The 19,228-nt window shown below is 50.0% G+C and carries 20 protein-coding genes; 8 read left to right on the top strand and 12 right to left on the bottom strand.

Annotation, left to right across the window (positions count from 1 at the left end; all coding sequences use genetic code 11):
- The first annotated feature begins 90 nt into the window (after positions 1–90).
- The 6 genes from BN3003_RS07345 (at position 91) to BN3003_RS07320 (ending at position 5,652) form a co-directional block, all read left to right on the top strand.
- Positions 91–543, top strand: coding sequence for a hypothetical protein (locus BN3003_RS07345; RefSeq protein ID WP_147645378.1), 453 nt, complete (start codon positions 91–93; stop codon positions 541–543).
- Between the two features lie 169 nt (positions 544–712).
- Positions 713–2,002 carry an NAD(P)/FAD-dependent oxidoreductase gene (locus tag BN3003_RS07340; RefSeq protein ID WP_058355992.1) on the top strand — a complete coding sequence of 430 codons (1,290 nt, stop codon included), beginning with the start codon at positions 713–715 and terminating at the stop codon, positions 2,000–2,002.
- Positions 2,003–2,024: 22 nt separating this feature from the next.
- Positions 2,025–2,801, top strand: coding sequence for a ferredoxin--NADP reductase (locus BN3003_RS07335; RefSeq protein WP_058355991.1), 777 nt, complete (start codon positions 2,025–2,027; stop codon positions 2,799–2,801).
- A gap of 118 nt (positions 2,802–2,919) precedes the next feature.
- The gene (locus BN3003_RS07330) at positions 2,920–3,507 is read left to right on the top strand and encodes a DUF1543 domain-containing protein (RefSeq protein ID WP_058355990.1); all 588 of its coding nucleotides are present in this window, start codon (positions 2,920–2,922) and stop codon (positions 3,505–3,507) included.
- A 51-nt stretch (positions 3,508–3,558) separates the two neighbouring features.
- Positions 3,559–4,950 carry a glutamate--tRNA ligase gene (gltX, locus tag BN3003_RS07325; RefSeq protein WP_058355989.1) on the top strand — a complete coding sequence of 464 codons (1,392 nt, stop codon included), beginning with the start codon at positions 3,559–3,561 and terminating at the stop codon, positions 4,948–4,950.
- Between the two features lie 132 nt (positions 4,951–5,082).
- Positions 5,083–5,652, top strand: a complete 570-nt coding sequence (locus tag BN3003_RS07320) for a xanthine phosphoribosyltransferase (RefSeq protein ID WP_058355988.1) — start codon at positions 5,083–5,085, stop codon at positions 5,650–5,652.
- A gap of 146 nt (positions 5,653–5,798) precedes the next feature.
- Here BN3003_RS07320 and BN3003_RS07315 read toward each other — a convergent pair whose 3' ends face one another.
- From BN3003_RS07315 to BN3003_RS07280, 8 genes are read right to left on the bottom strand one after another with little or no spacing between them, the layout of a single operon-like run.
- Entirely contained in the window at positions 5,799–6,296 is a 498-nt protein-coding gene (locus BN3003_RS07315) for a flavin reductase (protein WP_058355987.1), read from the bottom strand.
- 17 nt (positions 6,297–6,313) lie between these two features.
- Positions 6,314–7,267: a PDR/VanB family oxidoreductase gene (locus tag BN3003_RS07310; RefSeq protein WP_058355986.1), complete on the bottom strand. Its 954-nt coding sequence runs from the start codon at positions 7,265–7,267 to the stop codon at positions 6,314–6,316.
- Between the two features lie 36 nt (positions 7,268–7,303).
- A complete protein-coding gene (locus BN3003_RS07305; protein WP_058355985.1) occupies positions 7,304–8,041 on the bottom strand; it encodes an SDR family NAD(P)-dependent oxidoreductase in 738 nt (245 codons plus the stop codon).
- Positions 8,042–8,050: 9 nt separating this feature from the next.
- Positions 8,051–8,536: an aromatic-ring-hydroxylating dioxygenase subunit beta gene (locus BN3003_RS07300; RefSeq protein ID WP_058355984.1), complete on the bottom strand. Its 486-nt coding sequence runs from the start codon at positions 8,534–8,536 to the stop codon at positions 8,051–8,053.
- A 10-nt stretch (positions 8,537–8,546) separates the two neighbouring features.
- Positions 8,547–9,824: an aromatic ring-hydroxylating oxygenase subunit alpha gene (locus BN3003_RS07295; protein ID WP_058355983.1), complete on the bottom strand. Its 1,278-nt coding sequence runs from the start codon at positions 9,822–9,824 to the stop codon at positions 8,547–8,549.
- Positions 9,825–9,850: 26 nt separating this feature from the next.
- Positions 9,851–10,381 (bottom strand): nuclear transport factor 2 family protein, encoded by a 531-nt coding sequence (locus tag BN3003_RS07290; protein ID WP_058355982.1) that lies wholly within the window; start codon positions 10,379–10,381, stop codon positions 9,851–9,853.
- A 10-nt stretch (positions 10,382–10,391) separates the two neighbouring features.
- Positions 10,392–10,751 (bottom strand): hypothetical protein, encoded by a 360-nt coding sequence (locus BN3003_RS07285; protein ID WP_058355981.1) that lies wholly within the window; start codon positions 10,749–10,751, stop codon positions 10,392–10,394.
- A 44-nt stretch (positions 10,752–10,795) separates the two neighbouring features.
- A complete protein-coding gene (locus tag BN3003_RS07280) occupies positions 10,796–11,953 on the bottom strand; it encodes an acyl-CoA dehydrogenase family protein (RefSeq protein WP_058355980.1) in 1,158 nt (385 codons plus the stop codon).
- A gap of 303 nt (positions 11,954–12,256) precedes the next feature.
- Here BN3003_RS07280 and BN3003_RS07275 point away from each other — a divergent pair, with 303 nt between their 5' ends.
- Positions 12,257–12,718 (top strand): MarR family winged helix-turn-helix transcriptional regulator, encoded by a 462-nt coding sequence (locus BN3003_RS07275; RefSeq protein WP_058355979.1) that lies wholly within the window; start codon positions 12,257–12,259, stop codon positions 12,716–12,718.
- Positions 12,719–12,758: 40 nt separating this feature from the next.
- Here BN3003_RS07275 and BN3003_RS07270 read toward each other — a convergent pair whose 3' ends face one another.
- The 4 genes from BN3003_RS07270 to BN3003_RS07255 all read right to left on the bottom strand — a co-directional run bounded on the left by BN3003_RS07270 (position 12,759) and on the right by BN3003_RS07255 (position 17,420).
- Positions 12,759–13,745 (bottom strand): 3-hydroxybutyryl-CoA dehydrogenase, encoded by a 987-nt coding sequence (locus BN3003_RS07270; protein ID WP_058355978.1) that lies wholly within the window; start codon positions 13,743–13,745, stop codon positions 12,759–12,761.
- Between the two features lie 4 nt (positions 13,746–13,749).
- Entirely contained in the window at positions 13,750–14,853 is a 1,104-nt protein-coding gene (locus tag BN3003_RS07265) for an NAD/NADP-dependent octopine/nopaline dehydrogenase family protein (RefSeq protein ID WP_058355977.1), read from the bottom strand.
- Positions 14,854–14,971: 118 nt separating this feature from the next.
- Positions 14,972–15,970: an AraC family transcriptional regulator gene (locus tag BN3003_RS07260; RefSeq protein ID WP_058355976.1), complete on the bottom strand. Its 999-nt coding sequence runs from the start codon at positions 15,968–15,970 to the stop codon at positions 14,972–14,974.
- A gap of 73 nt (positions 15,971–16,043) precedes the next feature.
- Positions 16,044–17,420 (bottom strand): spinster family MFS transporter, encoded by a 1,377-nt coding sequence (locus BN3003_RS07255; RefSeq protein ID WP_058355975.1) that lies wholly within the window; start codon positions 17,418–17,420, stop codon positions 16,044–16,046.
- A 342-nt stretch (positions 17,421–17,762) separates the two neighbouring features.
- Between BN3003_RS07255 and BN3003_RS07250 the strand changes: the two genes are divergently transcribed.
- Positions 17,763–19,046 (top strand): amidase, encoded by a 1,284-nt coding sequence (locus tag BN3003_RS07250; RefSeq protein WP_108721502.1) that lies wholly within the window; start codon positions 17,763–17,765, stop codon positions 19,044–19,046.
- Positions 19,047–19,228: the final 182 nt, after the last annotated feature.

Here is a 19,228-nt window from a genome sequence, read left to right as displayed (position 1 = left end):
CCATTTACAGGCCGCACATCAATGTTATCGCTGCTGTATGGCTGTGCTACCATGCATTTCATAAACCCTTGTTCAGCATGGATGCTCAACATGAACCAACCTCTTGGCAAACCGCGCCTGCCCACTTCCAATCACATTTGGGTCAACCGCTATCAAGAGCCGCCGCGTGGCGATTTTGTGGTGTTTTTGGAGAAAATGCTGGCGGCGCAACAGGCCAAGCTCAAAGCCACCGCGGCCACCCGCACTGTCTTGCCTCCGGTTCAGCCAGAGCAAACACAACAGCCCAACCCATCTGCGCAGAGCCCAAGCATAAAGACTGCCACCAACAAAAGAGACAGTGGCAAAAAGCGCTTCAAAACCGCGGCTGCCAACACCACCCCCACTCCCGCACAAGCTTGGGACAAATCTCATTTGGTGTGGTTGGTCGCGTCCATTGTCTTGACCATCATCGTGCCACCGCTGGGCGGCGTCATGTTGCTGTGGGCCTTGGCGAAAATGGCCATTTTCAAACTCAAGCACGTCCAAAATCCGCCACGCAAATGAATTCTGTGTTTACAGGCCGCTTACCGTTGGCGTAAGCATTGATTAGGCTATGTCAAGCTGCGGTAATTCGGTTAAAATCATTTCAATCTTAGCAATCAGTACAATAAAAAACGCTATCATCACCAGCACAATAGGCAGGACAGCAACAATCACCCATCAAGGAGTTGGCATGTTTTACCAATATGTAATTGTCGGCGGTGGCGCAGGCGGTGTGGAGTTGGCAGCACGCTTGGGGCGTCAATTTGGACGTGAACACGGTCGCAACAAAGTCTTGCTCATCGACCGTTCGGTGTTTCACATTTGGAAACCCACCTTGCACGAAGTGGCGGTGGGCACGCTCAATCCACAACAAGAAGGCTTGTCGTACAGCATTTTGGCACGCCGCAATAATTTCAGCTTCACCGTAGGCAGCTTGGCAGGTTTGGACGCCGCACAAAAACAGCTGACCCTCGCTGCGGTGTATGCCGAAGACAAAGAGCATGAACTGATTATCCCTGAGCGCACCATCAGCTTTGAGCGTTGCATCTTGGCCATAGGCAGTGGCTCCAATTTTTTCAACACCCAAGGCGCGGCCGAACATGCGTATGTGTTGGAAAACGCCCAAGACGCGCAACGCTTCCAACACCATTTGCTCGACTTGTTTGCCAAAGCCGCCTATTCACCCCAAAAAAACCTGAACGTGGTCATCATTGGTGGCGGCGCCACTGGCGTGGAGTTGGCAGCGGAATTGACCGAGGCTTACCACGAAATTTTGCAAACCTTTGGCACGGCGCAGCGCTTTGACATTCACATTTCCCTAATCGAATCGGCACCGCGCATCTTGGCCGGCCTGCCCGAAACCGTGTCCAGCCAAGCCACCGTGGCCTTGCAGCAAAAAGGCATACAGGTATTGACCGGCAGGCGCGCCGAAGAAATTGGCCGCGACTTTGTGCAAACCGACCAAGGGCGTTTACAGGCCGATGTGGTGGTGTGGGCCGCTGGCATCAAGGCCGCCGACAGCAACCAAAACTATGGCTTGCCGGTAAACCGCATCAACCAATTTGAGGTGGATGCGCAATTGCAAACGCCAGCCGATGGCGTGTATGCCATGGGTGACTGTGCGGCCTGTAAATGGGAAAATGACAAACTCTTGCCCGCCCGCGCGCAAGTGGCGCACCAACAAGCCACGTATTTGACCCGCTTGCTCAAAGCCCACGATGCGCACCAAAGCTTTAGCGATGTGTTTGTCTACAAAGACTCAGGCTCGCTGGTGTCTTTGGGCGACAACAAAGGCGTGGGCAATTTGATGGGCAGTTTGAGTGGCAAAAGCTTTTTTATTGAAGGCTTGGTGGCGAAGTGGATGTACATGTCTTTGCACTTGATGCACCACCGCGCCATCTTGGGCACGCCCAAAACCGTCTTATTGGCCTTCGCCCGCTTGGCGCAGCGCCGTGTTTCTGGCCGCTTAAAACTACATTGATGAAATGAATACCGAGACCGTTATGAATGCTCCTGTAGCAGAAAAATACACTGAAGAAACCGTATTGTGGGTCAAACGCCATACCGACAAATTGATGACGTTTGCCATTACCCGTCCCGAAGGCTACCGCTTCAGCGCTGGCCAATTCTCGCGTTTGGGCTTTCGCGATGGCGAAGGCTTTATTTGGCGCGCTTATTCCATAGTTTCGGCCGAATACGACGACACCTTGGAATATTTCGTGGTGTTAATCGAAGATGGCCCAATTTCAGCCAAATTCGCGCAATTGCAACAGCAAGATTCCATCTTGCTCGACAAAACCGCCACCGGCTTTTTGCTGCCTGAGCGCTTTGCCGATGGCCGCGATTTGGTGATGTTGTGCACGGGCTCAGGCATTGCGCCATTTTTATCGCAATTGCAACAAGCCGATGTCTACCAACGCTTTGAACGCATTGCCTTGGTGCATTCGGTTTCCCATGCCAACGAATTGATTTTCAACCAACGCGTGCACGATTTGGCCGAACACCCATTGGTAGAAGACTACCAAGGCAAGTTGACGTTCCAAGCCGTGGTCACCCGTGAGGCGGTAGATGGCGCCCTCAACGCCCGTATTCCTGTCTTGTTAAAAGACGGCAGCTTGGCGCAGGCTTTGGGCACAGAATTCACACCCGAGCACACGCGCTTTTTGATTTGTGGCAATCCGGCCATGGTGCACGACACCTTCCAAACTTTATTGGAATTGGGTTTTGCCATGCACCGCAACCGCATTCCGGGTCAAATCATTATGGAAAACGGCTTTTAAGCCACCTAGTGTCTTAAATCCAGCATCACACCACACCATCCGAGTTTACAGGCCGCTTTATCAATTTTGATGCGGCCTGTAAACCCAGTTCCTACACCTGTTTTGGAAACCGCCACACATGAACACCGCCAAATTGTATTGCATTACCATGGGCGCGACCGTGCTCGGTCGTTTGATTGAACAACACGATGTGATGTTTGCCGCTGCCCGCGACATCAGCGATTTGATACCGAGTTTACAGGCCGTATGGCCTGCAGGTTCGTCGGTGCATGTGGATGCTTATCGCGAAGTGAATACCGTCGGCGCTTACCGCATCGACTTGGTACAAACCACAGCAAACACCAATACTGAATCTGCAAGCGACCTGAAACTGTTTTTCTTCAATTTGGGCGGCTATGTCGAAGGCGATATGGAGGAATACCACCACAAAGCCCTCATCGTCGCAGCCACACAAAAAGAAGCGATTGCCACCATCAAGCAAAGTGAGTTTTACCAACACCGTGGCTATGCTGGCGCGGAATCGCACATAGACGACAAAATGAGCGTGGACATAGACGATGTGCACATCGTCGACGACTTGCTCGCAGACTCGGGTTGGCAGTTACACATCAGTGCCAACGACGACTCTGCAAACGATGATGTGTGGCAAGTAGGTTATTTATCGTTAAGTAAGCTCGCCAAACGTGCCGCATCTCTTGAGGCTTGAAGCGGCTGTGCAGTACAATACGCGTTTATTTGAAATTTGAAAGAAGCATTCATGTCCATCCGTACCCGTTTTGCGCCTAGCCCCACCGGCTATTTACACATCGGTGGTGTGCGTACAGCTTTGTTTTCTTGGGCTTTTGCCAAAAAACACAAGGGTCAATTTGTCTTGCGCATCGAAGACACCGATTTGGAGCGCTCAACCGCCGCATCAGTACAGGCAATTTTGGATGGCATGCATTGGGTGAACATGGGCTACGATGAAGGCCCGTTCTACCAAACCAAACGCTTTGATCGCTACAAAGAAGTCATCGCCAAAATGTTGGCCGATGGCAGCGCTTACTATTGCTATACCACCAAAGAAGAATTGGATGCGCAACGCGCCGCCGCCGAAGCCAACAAGCAACACTTTATGTACGATGGCAAATGGCGTCCTGAAGCCGGCAAAACCTTGCCAGCCATTCCTGAGGGTGTGCCACCAGTGGTGCGTTTCAAAATGCCACAAGACGGTGTGACCGCTTGGGACGACGCGGTTAAAGGCCGCATCGAATTCAACAATAAAGAATTTGATGACTTGATCATTGCCCGCGCCGACGGCACGCCGACTTACAATTTCTGCGTGGTGGTCGACGATTTTGACATGAACATCACCCACATCATCCGTGGTGACGACCATGTCAACAACACCCCCAAACAAATCAATATTTTAAAAGCCTTGACCGACAGCATGCCGGTGTACGGCCATTTGCCGATGATTTTGAATGCCAACGGTCAAAAAATGTCCAAACGCCGCGACGCAGTCAGCGTGGTCGATTACGACCGCCAAGGCATCTTGCCTGAGGCTTTGTTGAATTATTTGGCGCGTTTGGGCTGGGCCCACGGCGATGACGAATTCTTCAACATGGACGAATTTGTCGAATGGTTTGATTTGAAAGACGTCAGCCCTTCTGCCAGCCGTTTCGACCAAGAAAAACTGTTGTGGTTGAATGCCCAACACATCAAAGCCAAAAGCGATGAAGAATTGGTGGCCTTGGTGCAACCGCGTTTGCAAGTGCGCGACATAGAAAACACCGCTGCCCCAGCCTTGGCCGAAGTATTGGCTTTGGTCAAAGACCGTGCGCAGGAATTGAATGCCTTGGCCGATGAGTGTGTGTATTTCTACCGCAAATCAACGCCAACGGAAGAAGAAGTGAAAAAGCATTGGGACGAAGAAGCGCCTGCGCGCATGCGCCGCTTTGCCAGCCAATTACAAGGCTTAACCGATTGGACGGCCGAAGCCATCCATGATTTGTTCAAGCCTTTCTGCGAAGCCGAGGGCATCAAAATGGGCAAACTTGGTATGCCGCTGCGCCTCGCTGTGTGCGGCACCAGCAAAACGCCGTCTATAGACGCGGTGCTGGCCTTGCTTGGTCGAACCGAGGTGTTGAAACGCCTGAGCGAAATTTAGAAACACCCTTGAAAACACGCGCCCACTCTGGGCGCGTGTTTGATTTATGCGATTTAAAAACCAACCTGTTTGATTAACTGCGCTGCCCACAGACCGATGCGTCTGCGCCAGCGTCCTGAAACGATAAGCATTATGCAATTATTACAAGACAAAATCCGTGATTTCGGTAACGTATTATCCCCAACCGTGTTGAAAGTGGACGCCTTCCTCAACCACCAAATCGATGCGGCCTTGATGAAGGCCGTGGGTGAAGAATTCGCCGAGCGCTTCAAAGACGTGCAAGCCACCAAAATTCTGACCTTAGAATCGTCAGGCATCGCCCCTGCAACCATGTTGGGCTTGGTATTGGGCTTGCCAGTGATTTTTGCACGCAAACGCAAATCGTTGACTTTGTCTGGCAATTTGCTCTCAGCCACCGTGCATTCGTTCACCAAAAACGTCACCAGCGAAATCTCGGTATCGCGCGACTTTTTACAGGCCGGTGACCAAGTCATCATCATCGACGACTTCTTGGCCAATGGCGAAGCGGTGCGTGGCTTGTTAAGCGTGGTGGCACAAGCCGAAGCCACTGCCGTAGGCGTGGGCATCGTCATCGAAAAAGGCTTCCAACACGGCGGCAAAGAATTGCGCGACAACGGTGTGCGCGTGGAATCCTTGGCCATCATCGACAGCATGGACACCGACCACATTCGCTTTCGTTAAGTAAAAGCGGCCTGTAAGTTTGCAGCTTGGACAGCGTTCATCAGCATGCTAAGCCACACGCGGCTTAGGCAAACATGCGGCCTGTAAACATGACAACGGGTATCTGTTTGTATACAGATACCCGTTATTTGTTTGGCTGCATGGCATTACTTATGAATTAATTTGCCCACTTGGTGGTAATCGCGGTTGAAGTAAATCAGGCCATGGCGGTCGGCATCCTCATCCATTCTGATGGCCTCAACTTCGCAGAAGAAGATGCTGTGGGTGCCGATGTCGTGCATGTGTTGCACGCGGCAATCGAAGCTGACCAAGGCATCCGACAAGACCGGTGCGCCTGTGACCAAAGTGCTCCAATCCCCATGGGTAAAGCGCTCTTCCATGCTGATTTTGGATGAAAACGCTTGGGACACATCTTGGTGATGACCACCCAACACATTCACCGACAAAATACCGTTGTCTTTGAAATGGCAATGTGAGCTGGACGAGCGGTTCATGCACACCAATAAGGTGGGTGGACTGTCTGTCACGCTGCACACAGCAGATGCCGTAAAGCCAAAGCGACCGGTGTCGCCCGATGTGGTAATGACATTCACCGCACCAGTGAGCAAACACATACCATTGCGAAATTCTGAAACGTTAACCATCTCACCGTCCTCCAAAATCAAATGTCTAAGACCAAACGGGCGGATTTGGCACGCGAACAACACACCAATATCTGCTCATTGCTGGCTTTTTCTTCATCGGTAAAATACACATCGCGGTGATCAGGCTCGCCTTCAATCACATCGCACATGCACGTACCACACACACCTTGTTCACACGACATTTCAATATTGATGCCCTCGCGTGCCAACGCTTGCAAGATGGTTTCTTCGGCCGCCACTTTAATCGTTTTGCCGCTGCGCTCTGCCACCACCTCAAACTCATTGCCCGATGTTTCCACCTCCACATTGAAATACTCTTTGTGAATTTGCGCATCTGGGAAGTTTTGGCTGTGAGCCAAGTTAATCACCCAATCCATGAAACCAACCGGACCACAAGTGTAAAAATGGCTGGCCGGATTCAAGTCTTTGACTGCCGACTCGAAAAACTCGCGGTGACTGGCACCTTGCGATTTAAAATGGAACACCGTAAAAGGCGCCAATTCGCCTTGCGCCAATTCTTCGACAAAGGCGGCGCGCTCAGGGCTGGAACCACAATAATGCAGCTCAAACGACGCACCATCGGCGAGCAATTGGTAGGCCATGGTAATCAACGGCGTGATGCCGATGCCGCCACCAATCAAGACACTGTGCGCCGCTGGCACCAACGGGAACAAATTCTTAGGCTCGCTCACTTGTATGTGCATGCCGTCCTGTAAATCATTGAATGCCGATTCTGAACCACCGCGCGACTCAGGATCTTTCAAAATGCCCAAGCGAAATACCCCTTCATGGCGCGGGTCTTGGCAGATGGAATACTGTCTGACCATGCCATTGGGTAAGTGCACGTCTATGTGTGAGCCGGCTTCAATTTTTGGCAAAATTTGGGCATTGGCCGATTCAAATTCCAATACCGCCACATTTTGTCCTTGTACATGGCGTTTTTTCACCACCACCTCGTAAAGCGTTGACATGTGTTTCTCCTCTATTGTTGTTGTTTTTGTGATTGCTTAGCGCATGTAGATGCCGCCATTGATGTCCCAAGTGGCACCGGTGACAAAACCGGCACTGCCACTGGCCAACAAGGCACAGGTCTCAGCGATGAATTCCATGCTGCCCAAGGCTTTCACCGGGATGTTTTGGATAAACTGATCCATTTTTTCATCCGATACCACGCTGTGCACAATGGGAGACTCCATCGGTCCTGGGGCAATGGCATTCACAGTCACGCCTTTGGCGGCAAACTCGCGCGCAAAAATCTTGGTCAAGGTCACAATCGCACCTTTGGTCGCGGCGTAATGCGCACCGGTAGCGGTGCCGCCATTTTGGCCTGCCAAAGACGCCATATTGACGATGCGGCCTGTACCCTTGCTGGCCATGTATTTGCCCAAAATTTGGCAGGCTTGGAAGGTACCGCGCTGATTTACTTGGGTAACCCAATCGAAATCAGCCGCGGTGATTTCCAATACTGGCGTGGCTTTGGTCACGGTGGCATTGTTAATCAACACATCCAGTCGGCCAAATTGCTGCTCTATACTGGCTACCGCATTGTGAAAATCGGCTTCCACCGCAATGTCCAGTTTCAATGGCACCATATTGTGGCCATTCGGACTCTTGGCGATGGCCGCTTCGGCCTTGGCCAAGGTCGAAGCCGACAAAATCACTTGCTGACCCAATTTGGCAAAATGCTCGGCAATGACATTGCCCAAACCCGATGCGCTACCGGTAACCAATACCACTTGTTTCATGGCCGTCTCCTAAATGATGTAGCTGATGCCAGCCAAGTTGTCGGTAGAATTGATCAAATTCACCACTTTGCGTTGGATTTTGAAGCCGGTATCGGCGTCTTTCACTAAATGGAAAATCAAGTCAGCGGTGTAATGGCGCAAATGCTCTTTGCGAAACTCGCGCAAATTCATCGCCGCGCGCACCACCACCACCTCACCGTCTTCTTGCAAGATGCGAATACGTGACACGGTGTGCACGATATTGGCCTTAGGCGAGGTGGAAATCGCTTCGCCATTTTGCAAACGTTCCACGCGCAAACGGCGCATTTCTTGGTTGTCGTAAGCGTAATTCAAGTGGTTTTCGTAGTCGGTTAAACTTGGGTCTATGGGTATGATGTACACGCCCTCGTCTTGCCACAGGCTCAACCAATCTTGGTACTCACCGTGGTCTAACATATCGGCTTCAGCCCACAAAAATGCCGTCACTTCGTTCAATAAAGGTAAATTGGTTTTCATGGTCTTGTCCTTAAGCAGTCATCATTTTTTTCCATTGTTGATAGGCAGCGCGCATCCCTGTTTCGGCGCTCACATCGCTTTTTAACCCATCTTCAGTGGCAACTTCATTTGGATAACCGCGATTGAGCATGATCCACAAATTGTCGCCAGCGCTGGCACCGTGTTGCACACGCTCCCACGCCTCCGCATCATCAGGCGTACCAAAGCCAAACGGGCCTTGGAAATGCTCATGCAAACGCAAACGGTATTGGTTGGCTATCGCCGGACCACCGTCCATGGTAATCACCGAGTGGTGAATTTCGGTTTCGGTCACAGAAATCGGCTGCATCACCCGGAAAAATGCCATAGAGCAAGCCACGTTCGGGAACAAATTCAGGTTAAATCCCGAACCACCGACCGCACGCACAATGCGGCGCACTTGCAATTCCTCGTGCCCTTCTTGGCGCAAGGCCTCGGCCAAATCTTCAAAACGCTCTTGAATCGGGCGCTCCATCAATTCTTCGTCCAAATCCACCAATTCCGGAATCATCACCATCACGCTGTGGCCATTGCCCAAGTCTTCAACAAAACCCGGTTGGTTTTCAAAATTGAACAGCTCTTCGGTTTTTTCATCGACCGAGCTTAGGAATGATTTGTGTACCAATGGGAAATGGTAGGCATCGGTGGTGTTTTCCAATTGGATTTTCCAGTTGCCGGGGAAACGGAAACGGTGTTCACCGGTGACTTTAATCGGGTAACCAGCGCCTTGTTTCATGAACAAGTCTATCCATTTTTTCGCCGCGCCCAAGAAGTCTTCCAAAGGCTCGATGTCGGCATTAAAAGTGGCAAAAATCATGCCGTTGTATTCTTCGGTACGCAGGCTGACCAATGGGAATTCACCTTTGTCCAAACACTCGCCATAGCCTTCTGGTGAAGGCACGCCGCGCAAGCTGCCATCCAAAGCATAACTCCAGCCATGGTAAGGACAGACAAAGCTGTTGGTTTTGCCTTTTTTGTGTTCACACACGGTGGCCGCGCGGTGGCGACAGCGGTTAAGTAAGACATGCACTTGTTTTTTGCGGTCACGCACCACAATCACCGGCTGTGTGCCTATGGTGATGGTTTTGTAATTGCCCGCCTCAGGGATTTCGCTGGCATGCGCCACCCATACCCAAGTGTTTTTGTAAATCTGGTCCATTTCGGCTTGGAAGATTTGCTCGTCTTTGTACAAAGACGTGTGTACACGGTCTTTTTGCACCAATGCAGCGTAATCAGGGGCTTCTTGCTCAATCGGAATAATGGTATTCATCAGGATGTCCTCAATTCTATTTCACGTTATTGTTGTGTTTTGGGCACGGGCAGTTCGGCTTCGGAGTGCCAATGGCTTACAGGCCGGCTAAACAGGTTTTCGGTTTGAAAATGTTTGATACGCCAAGTGCCATCTTCTTGTTGCTTAAAGCTCACGTGCAATTTGGCGCCATTCAAATGGCTGCGGCCATCGCGAAAACTGGAGGTTTGCAACATCAACCAAGTAGCCTTGGCCTCACTGCCTTGTACAGTAATCTGCTCAGACGACACAAAATGGGCATTCATCACAAAATGGGATTCTTGCTGCGTGTAAGTGGCGAACATGCGGCGGATGGCGGCGGCGGACTCATAGCGGCCAAATGAGGCAGCGTATTTCGCGCCTATGCCTTCCCACACGCTGTCAGCATCAAACAAAGCCATCAATTCGTCCAAGTCGGTGTCCACCGACAAGGCATCGCAGATTTCCATGTAGCGATTGATGCAATTGCGGATGGCATTGTGTGCTTCTAACTGCGCCAAACGCTGCAATACCGCGTCCCAATTGTGTGCTTGTGCCATCGTGTGCCCCTTAGCTTTGTACGATTAACTCGCGGCCCACACGCGCTTCGACTTTGCAATACTTCCACAATTTGTAAGGACCTTCGCCTACCACCGTGGTGCGGAACAAATTACAGGCCGCATGTACGCTTTCAATGTCTGGCATATCGGCCAACAAATACGTGGTCCATGGAAATGAAGTGCTGGGGCCAACCATGCTTTGGTCGTCGTCCATATTGCCCAATACATTCACACCGGGCATATTGTGTATGCCGTTCCACATCGCACCAAACGCCGCCCACACCGCTTTGGCCTCAGCAGGCTCGGCATCAAAAAAGTTTTGGTTAATGCCCATACAGAACAACACACGCAAGGTTTTTTTCTCACTCATTTTCTTCTCCAATTTCTTAATTGATTTCGTTCAATTCACACTGATTACAAGAATCCAGGGGTAGGATTCAAACCAAAACTGATGGCACCCGCGTTTTGCAAAGTGGCATCGCCCATGAATGCGTGTTGCGTCACCACATTGGTGTCGTTCACACAGCGGGCAAAAATATTGTTGGTGTAGATAGCAGTCATGCCGGCGAGCAATTGCATTTTGCGAGCAACTTCGGCAGACACACGCGCCGCATGGGTGCTGGACAAACGCATGTCACTGACTTGTTCGCGCGTCGGGGTGCGACCATTGATGATTTCATTCCATACTGTGTCCATCGCTTGGTAAAACCATGCGCGTGCCGATTTGAATTCGGCATCGGCCAAAGCGTATTCGTATTGGGTTACAGGCCGGTTAGCAATCTCATTGCCGCCGGTGATTGAGGCTTTGCCCGGAGCCAATTTGGCAAATTCTTCCAATGAAGCCGCAGCCACACCGATGCCCACCACCACCAACACTTGGGTGGCCAAAGACAAAGATGGGTATTTGAAGAAAGGTTCAGGCAATTGAGATGGCTCACCGCGCACAAACGTCCAATCGTCTGGCACGATGACATTTTCCACCACCAAATCGTGGCTGCCCGTGCCTTTCAGGCCGACGGTGTCCCAACACATTTCGATGCGGGCTTTGTTCGCTGGCATCACCGCCATTTTCGGCAAGCCTTTGTTGTCCGCACCTTGTTGTGGGGTAATGCCGACACCGACCACGTCTGCACCCATGCAACCGCTGGAGAATTTCCAACGACCGCGCACTTCCACACCACCGTCTTTGATTTCAGCCGGTTGTGGTGGGAAAATGCCGCCAGCGAACACGGTATCAGGATCGGTTTTGAAGATTTTTTCAAACGTGGCTTCTGGTAAGCTGCCCAAATAAGTCGGGCCCATGCCAAAACTGGCCACCCAACCCACCGAACCATCGGCTTTGGACAATTGCTCTATCAATTCACAAAATTCACGAGGAGAACGCTCATCGCCACCCAAGCGTTTGGGTACGAACGCGCGGTACACGCCCAATTGTTTTAAGCGCGCAATGATGTCTTGGCTCACGTAAGCCTGATCATCAAATTCACCGGTCAACGCGCGTTCGCGGATTTCTTTGCACAACTCGGCTAAAGCCGCGCTGTTATCAACATCTGGTACCGAAATATTGCTCATCTGAATTCTCCTCAGTAGAAATGTGTTCTTTGTATTAAATTACTTAGCCATTTGATTCTTTGTTTTTTCTAGCCAAACCCAGCCGCTTTGCTCGATTCTTATCTTTGCAGCCTGACTGTTCAAACCAACTTAATTTAATGCACTTTTCCATGTATTTTTATTTTTGTTTACTATGCGAAATTTCAATAAACTTGTCAAGCAAATTTGTTTGAAATCAAATATATTTTTTTATCTCATTGCATTAAACATGGATTATTCAGGTATTATCAGTACATCTGAACCTAGCAAATAAAGACTCTACGTATGCGAATGGAAAAATTTCTTCCCAATAATGAACCAGAAAGCATCTTGAATTTTCCGTTTTATTGGATTACCCAAGTCAATGGCAAATACTTACAACTCATGGAAAAGTCCATTAAAAAATTGGGATTGGACAATACAAAGCGCAAAATCATTCTCAGTACCAATTCGGTAGGCGAAGCCAGCATTACCGAAATTGCCAATTTGGCGCTGTTAAAACTCACCACCACCACCAAAGCGGTCTACCGTTTGGTCGAAGATGACATCTTGGAAGTGTCATCTTCCGAAACCGACGAACGCATTTCTGTGGTGAAACTCACGCCCAAAGGCTTGGAATTGGTTGCCCAACTGAATCAAATCATCCAAGTGACCTTATCGGGCGTGTTGCAACAGTTTAGTGAAGCCGAACTCTTGCACCTCAACCAACAATTGCAAAAACTGGCCGACTTGATTCCTTCCAATTAAACGCTTACCAAGGCATGTGTGCTCACACATGCCTTGTATGTCAATGCAACACATTGAATTTTGGTTTCAATCCTACCCCATCAATGCGGTTCACAAACGTGCTCATCACCTGCAATTTATATGCGTTGACATCGACTTGGGCATAATCATAAAAACCCTTGCCTTCGCGCATGCCGTTGTGTTGCTTGTCCATATTCGTTTGGATGATTTGCGGCGGCCTGTAACGCTCTCCCAGCTCTTTTTGCAGGTATTGCGAGGCGTAATACAAGATGTCGCCACCACCCCAGTCTATGAACTCCAACATGCCCAATACGGAGAAGCGCAAACCAAAGCCAGTGCGTATCGCCTTGTCGATTTCTTCGGCCGAGGCCACGCCTTCTTCGACCATGCGCGCTGCCTCATTCATCGCCAAAGCCTGAATGCGCGGCACGATGTAACCGGCGCTTTCATTGCACACCACGGTGACTTTGCCGATGCTTTCGAGAAATTGCTGTAAATCCGTCACCACTTGCGCCGAAGTCACCGCTGATTTGCTCAATTCCACCAAAGGAATCAAATAGGCGGGATTAAGCCAATGCGCATTGATAACCCGCTCTGGATGGGACACCATCGCTGCAATCTCGCCCACCAAGAAAGTAGAGGTGGTGGACGCGACGATGCAATCGGCAGGAATGTGGGCGTCTAACCAGGCAAAGATTTGCTGTTTGGCTTCACGCACTTCTGACACGCCTTCCATAATCAAATCACAGCGCTGTAAAAATTCTGGCGCTTGTGACTTGCTCAACACGCTGATGCGACCCAATACCTGCTCCACATCGGCCTGTAACAGAAAACCGGTGCTCACCAGCAATTGCAATTCCTTGCTAATGTCTTGCAAGGCTTGCTGTTGGTAAGTCTCAAACTCGTTTACAGGCCGCTCTTTAGCATCGATTAACTGTGCAGGCAAACCTGCGTATGCAAAAGCGATCGCAATCGCTTTTGACATACGGCCAACTCCGACTATGCCTATGTGTTGGATATTGGCCATGGTCTTAACCCTCTTGCAACAAGGCTTGTACTTCGGCGCGTGATTTACCCGCCAAACCCAAGTTTTCAAACGTGCGGCCATTGGCATACAAATCTTGTTCGGCCACGGCTGAGGCGATGCTGAGCAAACCGGCTGCCACTGGCGTAGGCACACCGGCCCAACGGCCTACCGATACCAACAAAGACAAGCCTAAGCGGGTGTCTTCCAACATATAGCGGTGGGTTTTCAGATTGATGTCTTCGCGCCAATCGCCACTGTCGGTCAATTTGCCATGCGCGCCGCGACCATACATCCACTCATCGCCTTCGCCTTCTTTGTTGTAGTGGTCGGCCAATGGAAAATGCGGTGCTTGGTAACCCAAGGCTTCGCGCACTTGCATGCGTTCGGCGTCCAATTGAGTGGTCACGCGGCGGATAGACGGTTGCGTGCCCTCGTTGTGGATGTCCCAGGTTTCAAAATGTTCTAATGGGCCAGCATTCATCATGATCAATGGCGGATGGATGACAGGGCCGGCGTTCATCAACGCGCCGCTCAGAGCGTCTTCTATCGGCTCCACACTAGGATAAGCTTGTTGCAATACCGCAAACGCGTGTTCAGACAAGGCACTCGGAATCACACCAGTCGGCAAACGGGTGGCATAGCCGCTGACCACAATATTGTTCACACCATGTTTGCGCACCAAGTATGGCAACGTACCGGTTTCGGCAAACGCCACTTTGGCTGAGTTGCCGGCTTCGCGCACGGCTTTGTAAAACACATAGCTGCCAAACGTGCCCGGTGGCAAAAACACCACTTGGCCATCTTTGAAATAAGGCGCGGCTTTTTTGGCCAAATCATCATGGGTCAAGGCTGGCAATGGAATCACCACCAATTCGGCAAACTCGATAGCGGCCTGTAAATCATCGTTGACCACAATTTGGGCATCTTTGAAGCCGACAGTCACACTGCGATTGCCGGCGTAATCTTTGATGTTGATGGTGCCAGCGGCTGCCAATTCTGCCAAAGCAGCGGTATCGCGACGCCATAACACCACTTCGTGGCCTTTTTCTGCCATTTCCACTGCTGCTGCATAACAACCGTGGCCACCGCCTAAAACTGTTACTTTCATCTTATTCTCCTCAAACCCATTGATTAAATTCATGTTTGTGTGTTGCTGTGAGTGAACAATATCGCGTCTGCACTGTGTCGTCTTACCCAAATGCGCACGTGTGATTCAAAATGCGCACTTAATTCAATTGATGCTTTTTCTTTAAGGTCTGTGATGGCAAACAGCCAAAACGGTTTTTGTAATGCTTGGAAAAATGGCCGATGCTGTTGATGCCATTGCGCAGTAACACATCGGTCACACTGGCTTTTTTATCGGCCTGTAACAATTCGCTGTGGATTCTCTGCAAGCGTTGCTCACGTAAATACTCTACCGGTGTTTGCTGTAAAAATTGCATAAAGCCTTTTTGCAAAGTGCGCTGCGCCACGCCACAAGCGGCGCTGACTTCTTCCATGCTCACCTCGTCATGCAAATGCTCGTCTAAATACTGCTTGGCCGCGCGCACATACGCTGGCAATAGCTGTTTGCGGTGACGGTTTTTTAAGCTGTCGCTGTGGTTGTGCGGCAGATTGAGCAAGAGCAGATTCAATAAATAATCGCTGAAGTGTTGCGACAAGTCTGGCCACATTTCCTCGCTGTGGTAATGCACTTGCAGCAGGTAATGGATGGTGTCGACAATGATTTGGTATTCGTCCACGCCAATGGCAGCGGCATTGAACACCAGTGCTTGATGCGGCCTGTAACCGAGTTTTTCGGCCAAATGCTGCTCCAAATCGGCTTTGGACAGTTTCAATACCAGATTGCGGCAGTCTTGATTGGTGACGATTTTATTGCGCCGCCCCGGATTGGAAACCGAAATCTCCCCGATGTGTTGCGAGGCCTCATCGTTTTCCGTCAACACTTGGCAATGCCCATCCAAGGTCAAACGCAAAAAATAAAACTCACTGCGCGCATCAATGATGACTTCCACCGGTGCGCGGTATTGCAAATCAAACAAGGCCGAATTGCCCAGTTTGAAGCCGTACAATTGCACATCCAACAAGGCATCGTGCACTTGTTTGAATTCATGCGCGCACAAATAGTGGCTGATGCGCTCTTGTACCGCATCAAAGTCTTGCGACTGAAACAATTTGTATTTTTGAATGTAGTGACTGTGGCTTTGCATGGACAAGGGCTGCATTTCTCACTCCTTCAGCGTGGTGGGTATGGCAACAAGTCCAAACCCAGGGCTTGGACTTGTGTCACGGCTGTCATCAGTTTTTGTATTCCGATTCCATGCTGTTGCTGAAGGCTTTGCAACCGCGTTGCAACAAGATGAAGGTCAACACACACGCCACCGTACCGACGATGGTCAACGATGAACCGACCATGGCGGGATTGGTAAACACTTTATCGGTAATCAAAGCCACCAAAGTCGTGCCTATGCCCACCGCCACCAAATTGCTGATGAGTAAGAAGATGGCGGAAATTTGCGCACGCAATTGGTTAGGTGCCAACATTTGCATGGCGGTGGTTGAGATCGGCATAGGGAAAGAAGCGAAGAACATCGCTGGTACCAAGAGCACCACTGACAATACCAAGCTGTCGGTATGGGTGAAAGTCAACATCGGGATAATCAAACCGGCAATACCAATCACACCCACCAACATCGGCGCATCTTTACGGCCTTTTTTGATGAAGTGGTCATTTAACCAGCCCGCTACCCACACGCCCAAACAGTTGGCCACCAACAATACCGTGCCCAACATATAGCCGGCTTCGGTCGGGGTTAAACCAAATTTGCGGATGTAAAATGCCGGCGCCCAGCTGATGATGCAATACAAGGCCATGGCGTAAAATGTGAAGCCCAAATAATGGCAGGTGAAGGTTTTGCGGTGTTTGCCCAAAAATGCGAACGTGTCTTTCAGGCTGACTTTGGCCACTTGACCATTGGCATCCACTTTTTGACCTTTGCGTTTTGGGTCTTTTACTGTCAACAACACCAACAAGCCGATGACCACACCGGGTAAACCCACAATCACAAATGCCAACTGCCATGGTTTGAGCATGCCAAACACCGGCACAGAAATCAACGTCATGTCTTTCAACAAGCCAATAATGTAACCACCAACCAAGAAAGCAATGCCGCCGCCAACAAACGAACCTATCGAGTACACCGCCACAGCGCGACCCAATTTTTCTTTGCTGAACATGTCACTGAACATTGAATACGCCGCTGGCGACAAAGCCGCCTCACCGACGCCCACGCCCATGCGTGACAAAAACAAATGGATGAAATTTTTGCTCAAGCCACAAGCCACGGTAGCGACACTCCAAAACACAATGCCAATGGCGATGAGTTTGGGACGCGAGAAACGGTCGGCGATGTAAGCCAAAGGCAAGCCCATGAAGGCATAGAACAGCGAGAATGCTAAACCGTGCAATAAACTGAATTGGGTATCGGTGATGTGCAAATCGGCTTTGATCGGTTCAATCATCAAAGCCAAAATTTGTCTGTCGATAAACGAAAAAATGTATGCCACCATACACAGCAATACCACGTACCAAGAATACAGGCCGGCTTTCTCAGACGAGGTATGGCTGTGGGTATGGGTAGGTTCCTCTACAACTTGAGATTCTGACTTAATCATTGTGATTTCATCCTTTGTGAGTTGTGGTCAAATATTCCAAATGCGTTTTGATTTTGGAGTCTTGATTTTGTCTTTGTTATTTTTGTATCTGCTTCTTTCAACAACGGGTTTTTGTGTCTGTTGTTGAATCTGGCCACCACACTTTTCCTCAACGTGCCGTTGCCGTGTAAATCATTATTTTCTTTTTATTTGTAATTTTCCATTACTTTTTAAGTATAATTTTATACTTAAATTGAATGACTATTGATTTGGCAATTGTTGTATGCTGAAAAAGAGGCCATGACAGAAGCCATTGATTTTTAGGCGGCATTTACCCAAAAACCCACATCATGAGTAATGAATATGAAAACGAATCAGCCTGAGTATTGCACTTTTCCATTGACAGAATTATTGAAATTGCTTGATACAGGCGCGGTGACGGTGCCTGAAATCATTCGTTCCTATTATCACAGAATCGCCGAGCGCGAGCCGGAAGTGTTGGCGTGGCAATACTTGGTCAGCCAAGAAAATTACTTGGCCCAATACGAGGCACAGCGCGAATTTTACGAGCAGTCTGCGCTCAAAGGTTTGCCATTTGCAGTCAAAGACGTCATCGACACCGCCCATATTCCCACCCGTATGGGCTCGGACATCCACAATCTGCGCATCCCAGCCATGGATGCCTCTTGTGTGACCGCCATCAAAGCCGCTGGTGGCATTGTGATGGGCAAAACCGTGACCACTGAATTTGCCTATTTCAAAGCCGGCAAAACCAATAACCCACACGACAAAACCCGCACCCCCGGTGGTTCATCCAGTGGTTCAGCCGCCGCCGTGGCCGATTTTATGGTGCCATTTGCATTTGGCACCCAAACCGCAGCCTCGGTTATTCGCCCTGCGGCGTATTGCGGCAGCGTTGGCTATGTCGGCAGCAAAAATGAATACTCACTGCGCAATATCCAGCCTTTGGCACAGTCACTCGACTCTTTGGGCATCATCAGCAATGATGTGAATGATACTTTATTCATCAGAAACATTTTGCTGCAAAAATCTCCAGCAGCGGTCAGCTTGCCCAGCAGTCTGCGCTTCAGTAGTTTTGATGGCAGTGCCTTAGGCCCGATCGAAGACGGCATGGCACTGGCCTTGCAAAATTTTGTCGGCAAGCTGAGCCAACAAGGCCATCAAGCACAGGTATTTGAGCACAGTGACGCCATCGCCGAACTCACTACCTTGCATGGCGACATCATGGCGTATGAGGTCGCGCGCAATTTGGTTTACGAAACCAGCACCGGTCAAATCAGCGCCCAATTAAACGATTTGATTAAAACAGGCTTGGCCTTGCCATATGAGGCTTATGTGGCCAAAGTGGCACGGGTCGAAGTATTGAAACAAGCGCTGTTGCAATGGTGGCAACAGCACAACATTGATGTGTTGATTGCACCTGCCGCCCCAGGGGTCGCGCCCTTGAAAGAAACCGGCACCGGTGCACCGTTTATGAGCCGCCCATGGCAGGTATTGGGCTTGCCAACGGTCACCATCCCACTTACCAACACGGGCACGCTGCCATTGGCGGTACAGCTGATAGGCAAACCGAAAAGCGATGATTTTATTTTGACAGCGGCAGGTGTGTTGGCTCAAGCCCAATAATGTGTTTGGGTATGATTAATGTGTGAATAGTGGTGGTTTTATTTCGGGTTAGTAAGTCGGAGTGACACTGTGTTTAGCATTATCGATGTTGTGTTTGCTTCATCCCTATTTCTTACAAAAAGCAGCGCCACTCATCTTAAAGCGGCCTGTAAATCACAAAACCATGGGCGGTGTTACAATGT

Origin of the sequence: Vitreoscilla massiliensis (assembly GCF_001457815.1) — a bacterium.
In the GTDB taxonomy this organism is placed as follows: domain Bacteria; phylum Pseudomonadota; class Gammaproteobacteria; order Burkholderiales; family Neisseriaceae; genus Vitreoscilla; species Vitreoscilla massiliensis.
The sequence above is the reverse complement of the archived record's forward strand: the minus strand, read 5'-3'. Positions and strand labels throughout refer to the sequence as shown.

What these genes read in the sequence shown, in the direction of transcription:
- BN3003_RS07300 (WP_058355984.1), bottom strand. Translation starts at nt 8,536, where the DNA reads ATGAAAACCAATTTACCTTTATTGAACGAAGTGACGGCATTTTTGTGG.
- BN3003_RS07310 (WP_058355986.1), bottom strand. Translation starts at nt 7,267, where the DNA reads ATGTCAACGCTTTACGAGGTGGTGGTGAAAAAACGCCATGTACAAGGA.
- BN3003_RS07295 (WP_058355983.1), bottom strand. Translation starts at nt 9,824, where the DNA reads ATGAATACCATTATTCCGATTGAGCAAGAAGCCCCTGATTACGCTGCA.
- BN3003_RS07340 (WP_058355992.1), top strand. Translation starts at nt 713, where the DNA reads ATGTTTTACCAATATGTAATTGTCGGCGGTGGCGCAGGCGGTGTGGAG.
- BN3003_RS07320 (WP_058355988.1), top strand. Translation starts at nt 5,083, where the DNA reads ATGCAATTATTACAAGACAAAATCCGTGATTTCGGTAACGTATTATCC.
- BN3003_RS07265 (WP_058355977.1), bottom strand. Translation starts at nt 14,853, where the DNA reads ATGAAAGTAACAGTTTTAGGCGGTGGCCACGGTTGTTATGCAGCAGCA.
- BN3003_RS07305 (WP_058355985.1), bottom strand. Translation starts at nt 8,041, where the DNA reads ATGAAACAAGTGGTATTGGTTACCGGTAGCGCATCGGGTTTGGGCAAT.
- BN3003_RS07315 (WP_058355987.1), bottom strand. Translation starts at nt 6,296, where the DNA reads ATGGTTAACGTTTCAGAATTTCGCAATGGTATGTGTTTGCTCACTGGT.
- gltX (WP_058355989.1), top strand. Translation starts at nt 3,559, where the DNA reads ATGTCCATCCGTACCCGTTTTGCGCCTAGCCCCACCGGCTATTTACAC.
- BN3003_RS07255 (WP_058355975.1), bottom strand. Translation starts at nt 17,420, where the DNA reads ATGATTAAGTCAGAATCTCAAGTTGTAGAGGAACCTACCCATACCCAC.
- BN3003_RS07250 (WP_108721502.1), top strand. Translation starts at nt 17,763, where the DNA reads ATGAAAACGAATCAGCCTGAGTATTGCACTTTTCCATTGACAGAATTA.
- BN3003_RS07345 (WP_147645378.1), top strand. Translation starts at nt 91, where the DNA reads ATGAACCAACCTCTTGGCAAACCGCGCCTGCCCACTTCCAATCACATT.
- BN3003_RS07260 (WP_058355976.1), bottom strand. Translation starts at nt 15,970, where the DNA reads ATGCAGCCCTTGTCCATGCAAAGCCACAGTCACTACATTCAAAAATAC.
- BN3003_RS07290 (WP_058355982.1), bottom strand. Translation starts at nt 10,381, where the DNA reads ATGGCACAAGCACACAATTGGGACGCGGTATTGCAGCGTTTGGCGCAG.
- BN3003_RS07330 (WP_058355990.1), top strand. Translation starts at nt 2,920, where the DNA reads ATGAACACCGCCAAATTGTATTGCATTACCATGGGCGCGACCGTGCTC.
- BN3003_RS07270 (WP_058355978.1), bottom strand. Translation starts at nt 13,745, where the DNA reads ATGGCCAATATCCAACACATAGGCATAGTCGGAGTTGGCCGTATGTCA.
- BN3003_RS07335 (WP_058355991.1), top strand. Translation starts at nt 2,025, where the DNA reads ATGAATGCTCCTGTAGCAGAAAAATACACTGAAGAAACCGTATTGTGG.
- BN3003_RS07285 (WP_058355981.1), bottom strand. Translation starts at nt 10,751, where the DNA reads ATGAGTGAGAAAAAAACCTTGCGTGTGTTGTTCTGTATGGGCATTAAC.
- BN3003_RS07275 (WP_058355979.1), top strand. Translation starts at nt 12,257, where the DNA reads ATGCGAATGGAAAAATTTCTTCCCAATAATGAACCAGAAAGCATCTTG.
- BN3003_RS07280 (WP_058355980.1), bottom strand. Translation starts at nt 11,953, where the DNA reads ATGAGCAATATTTCGGTACCAGATGTTGATAACAGCGCGGCTTTAGCC.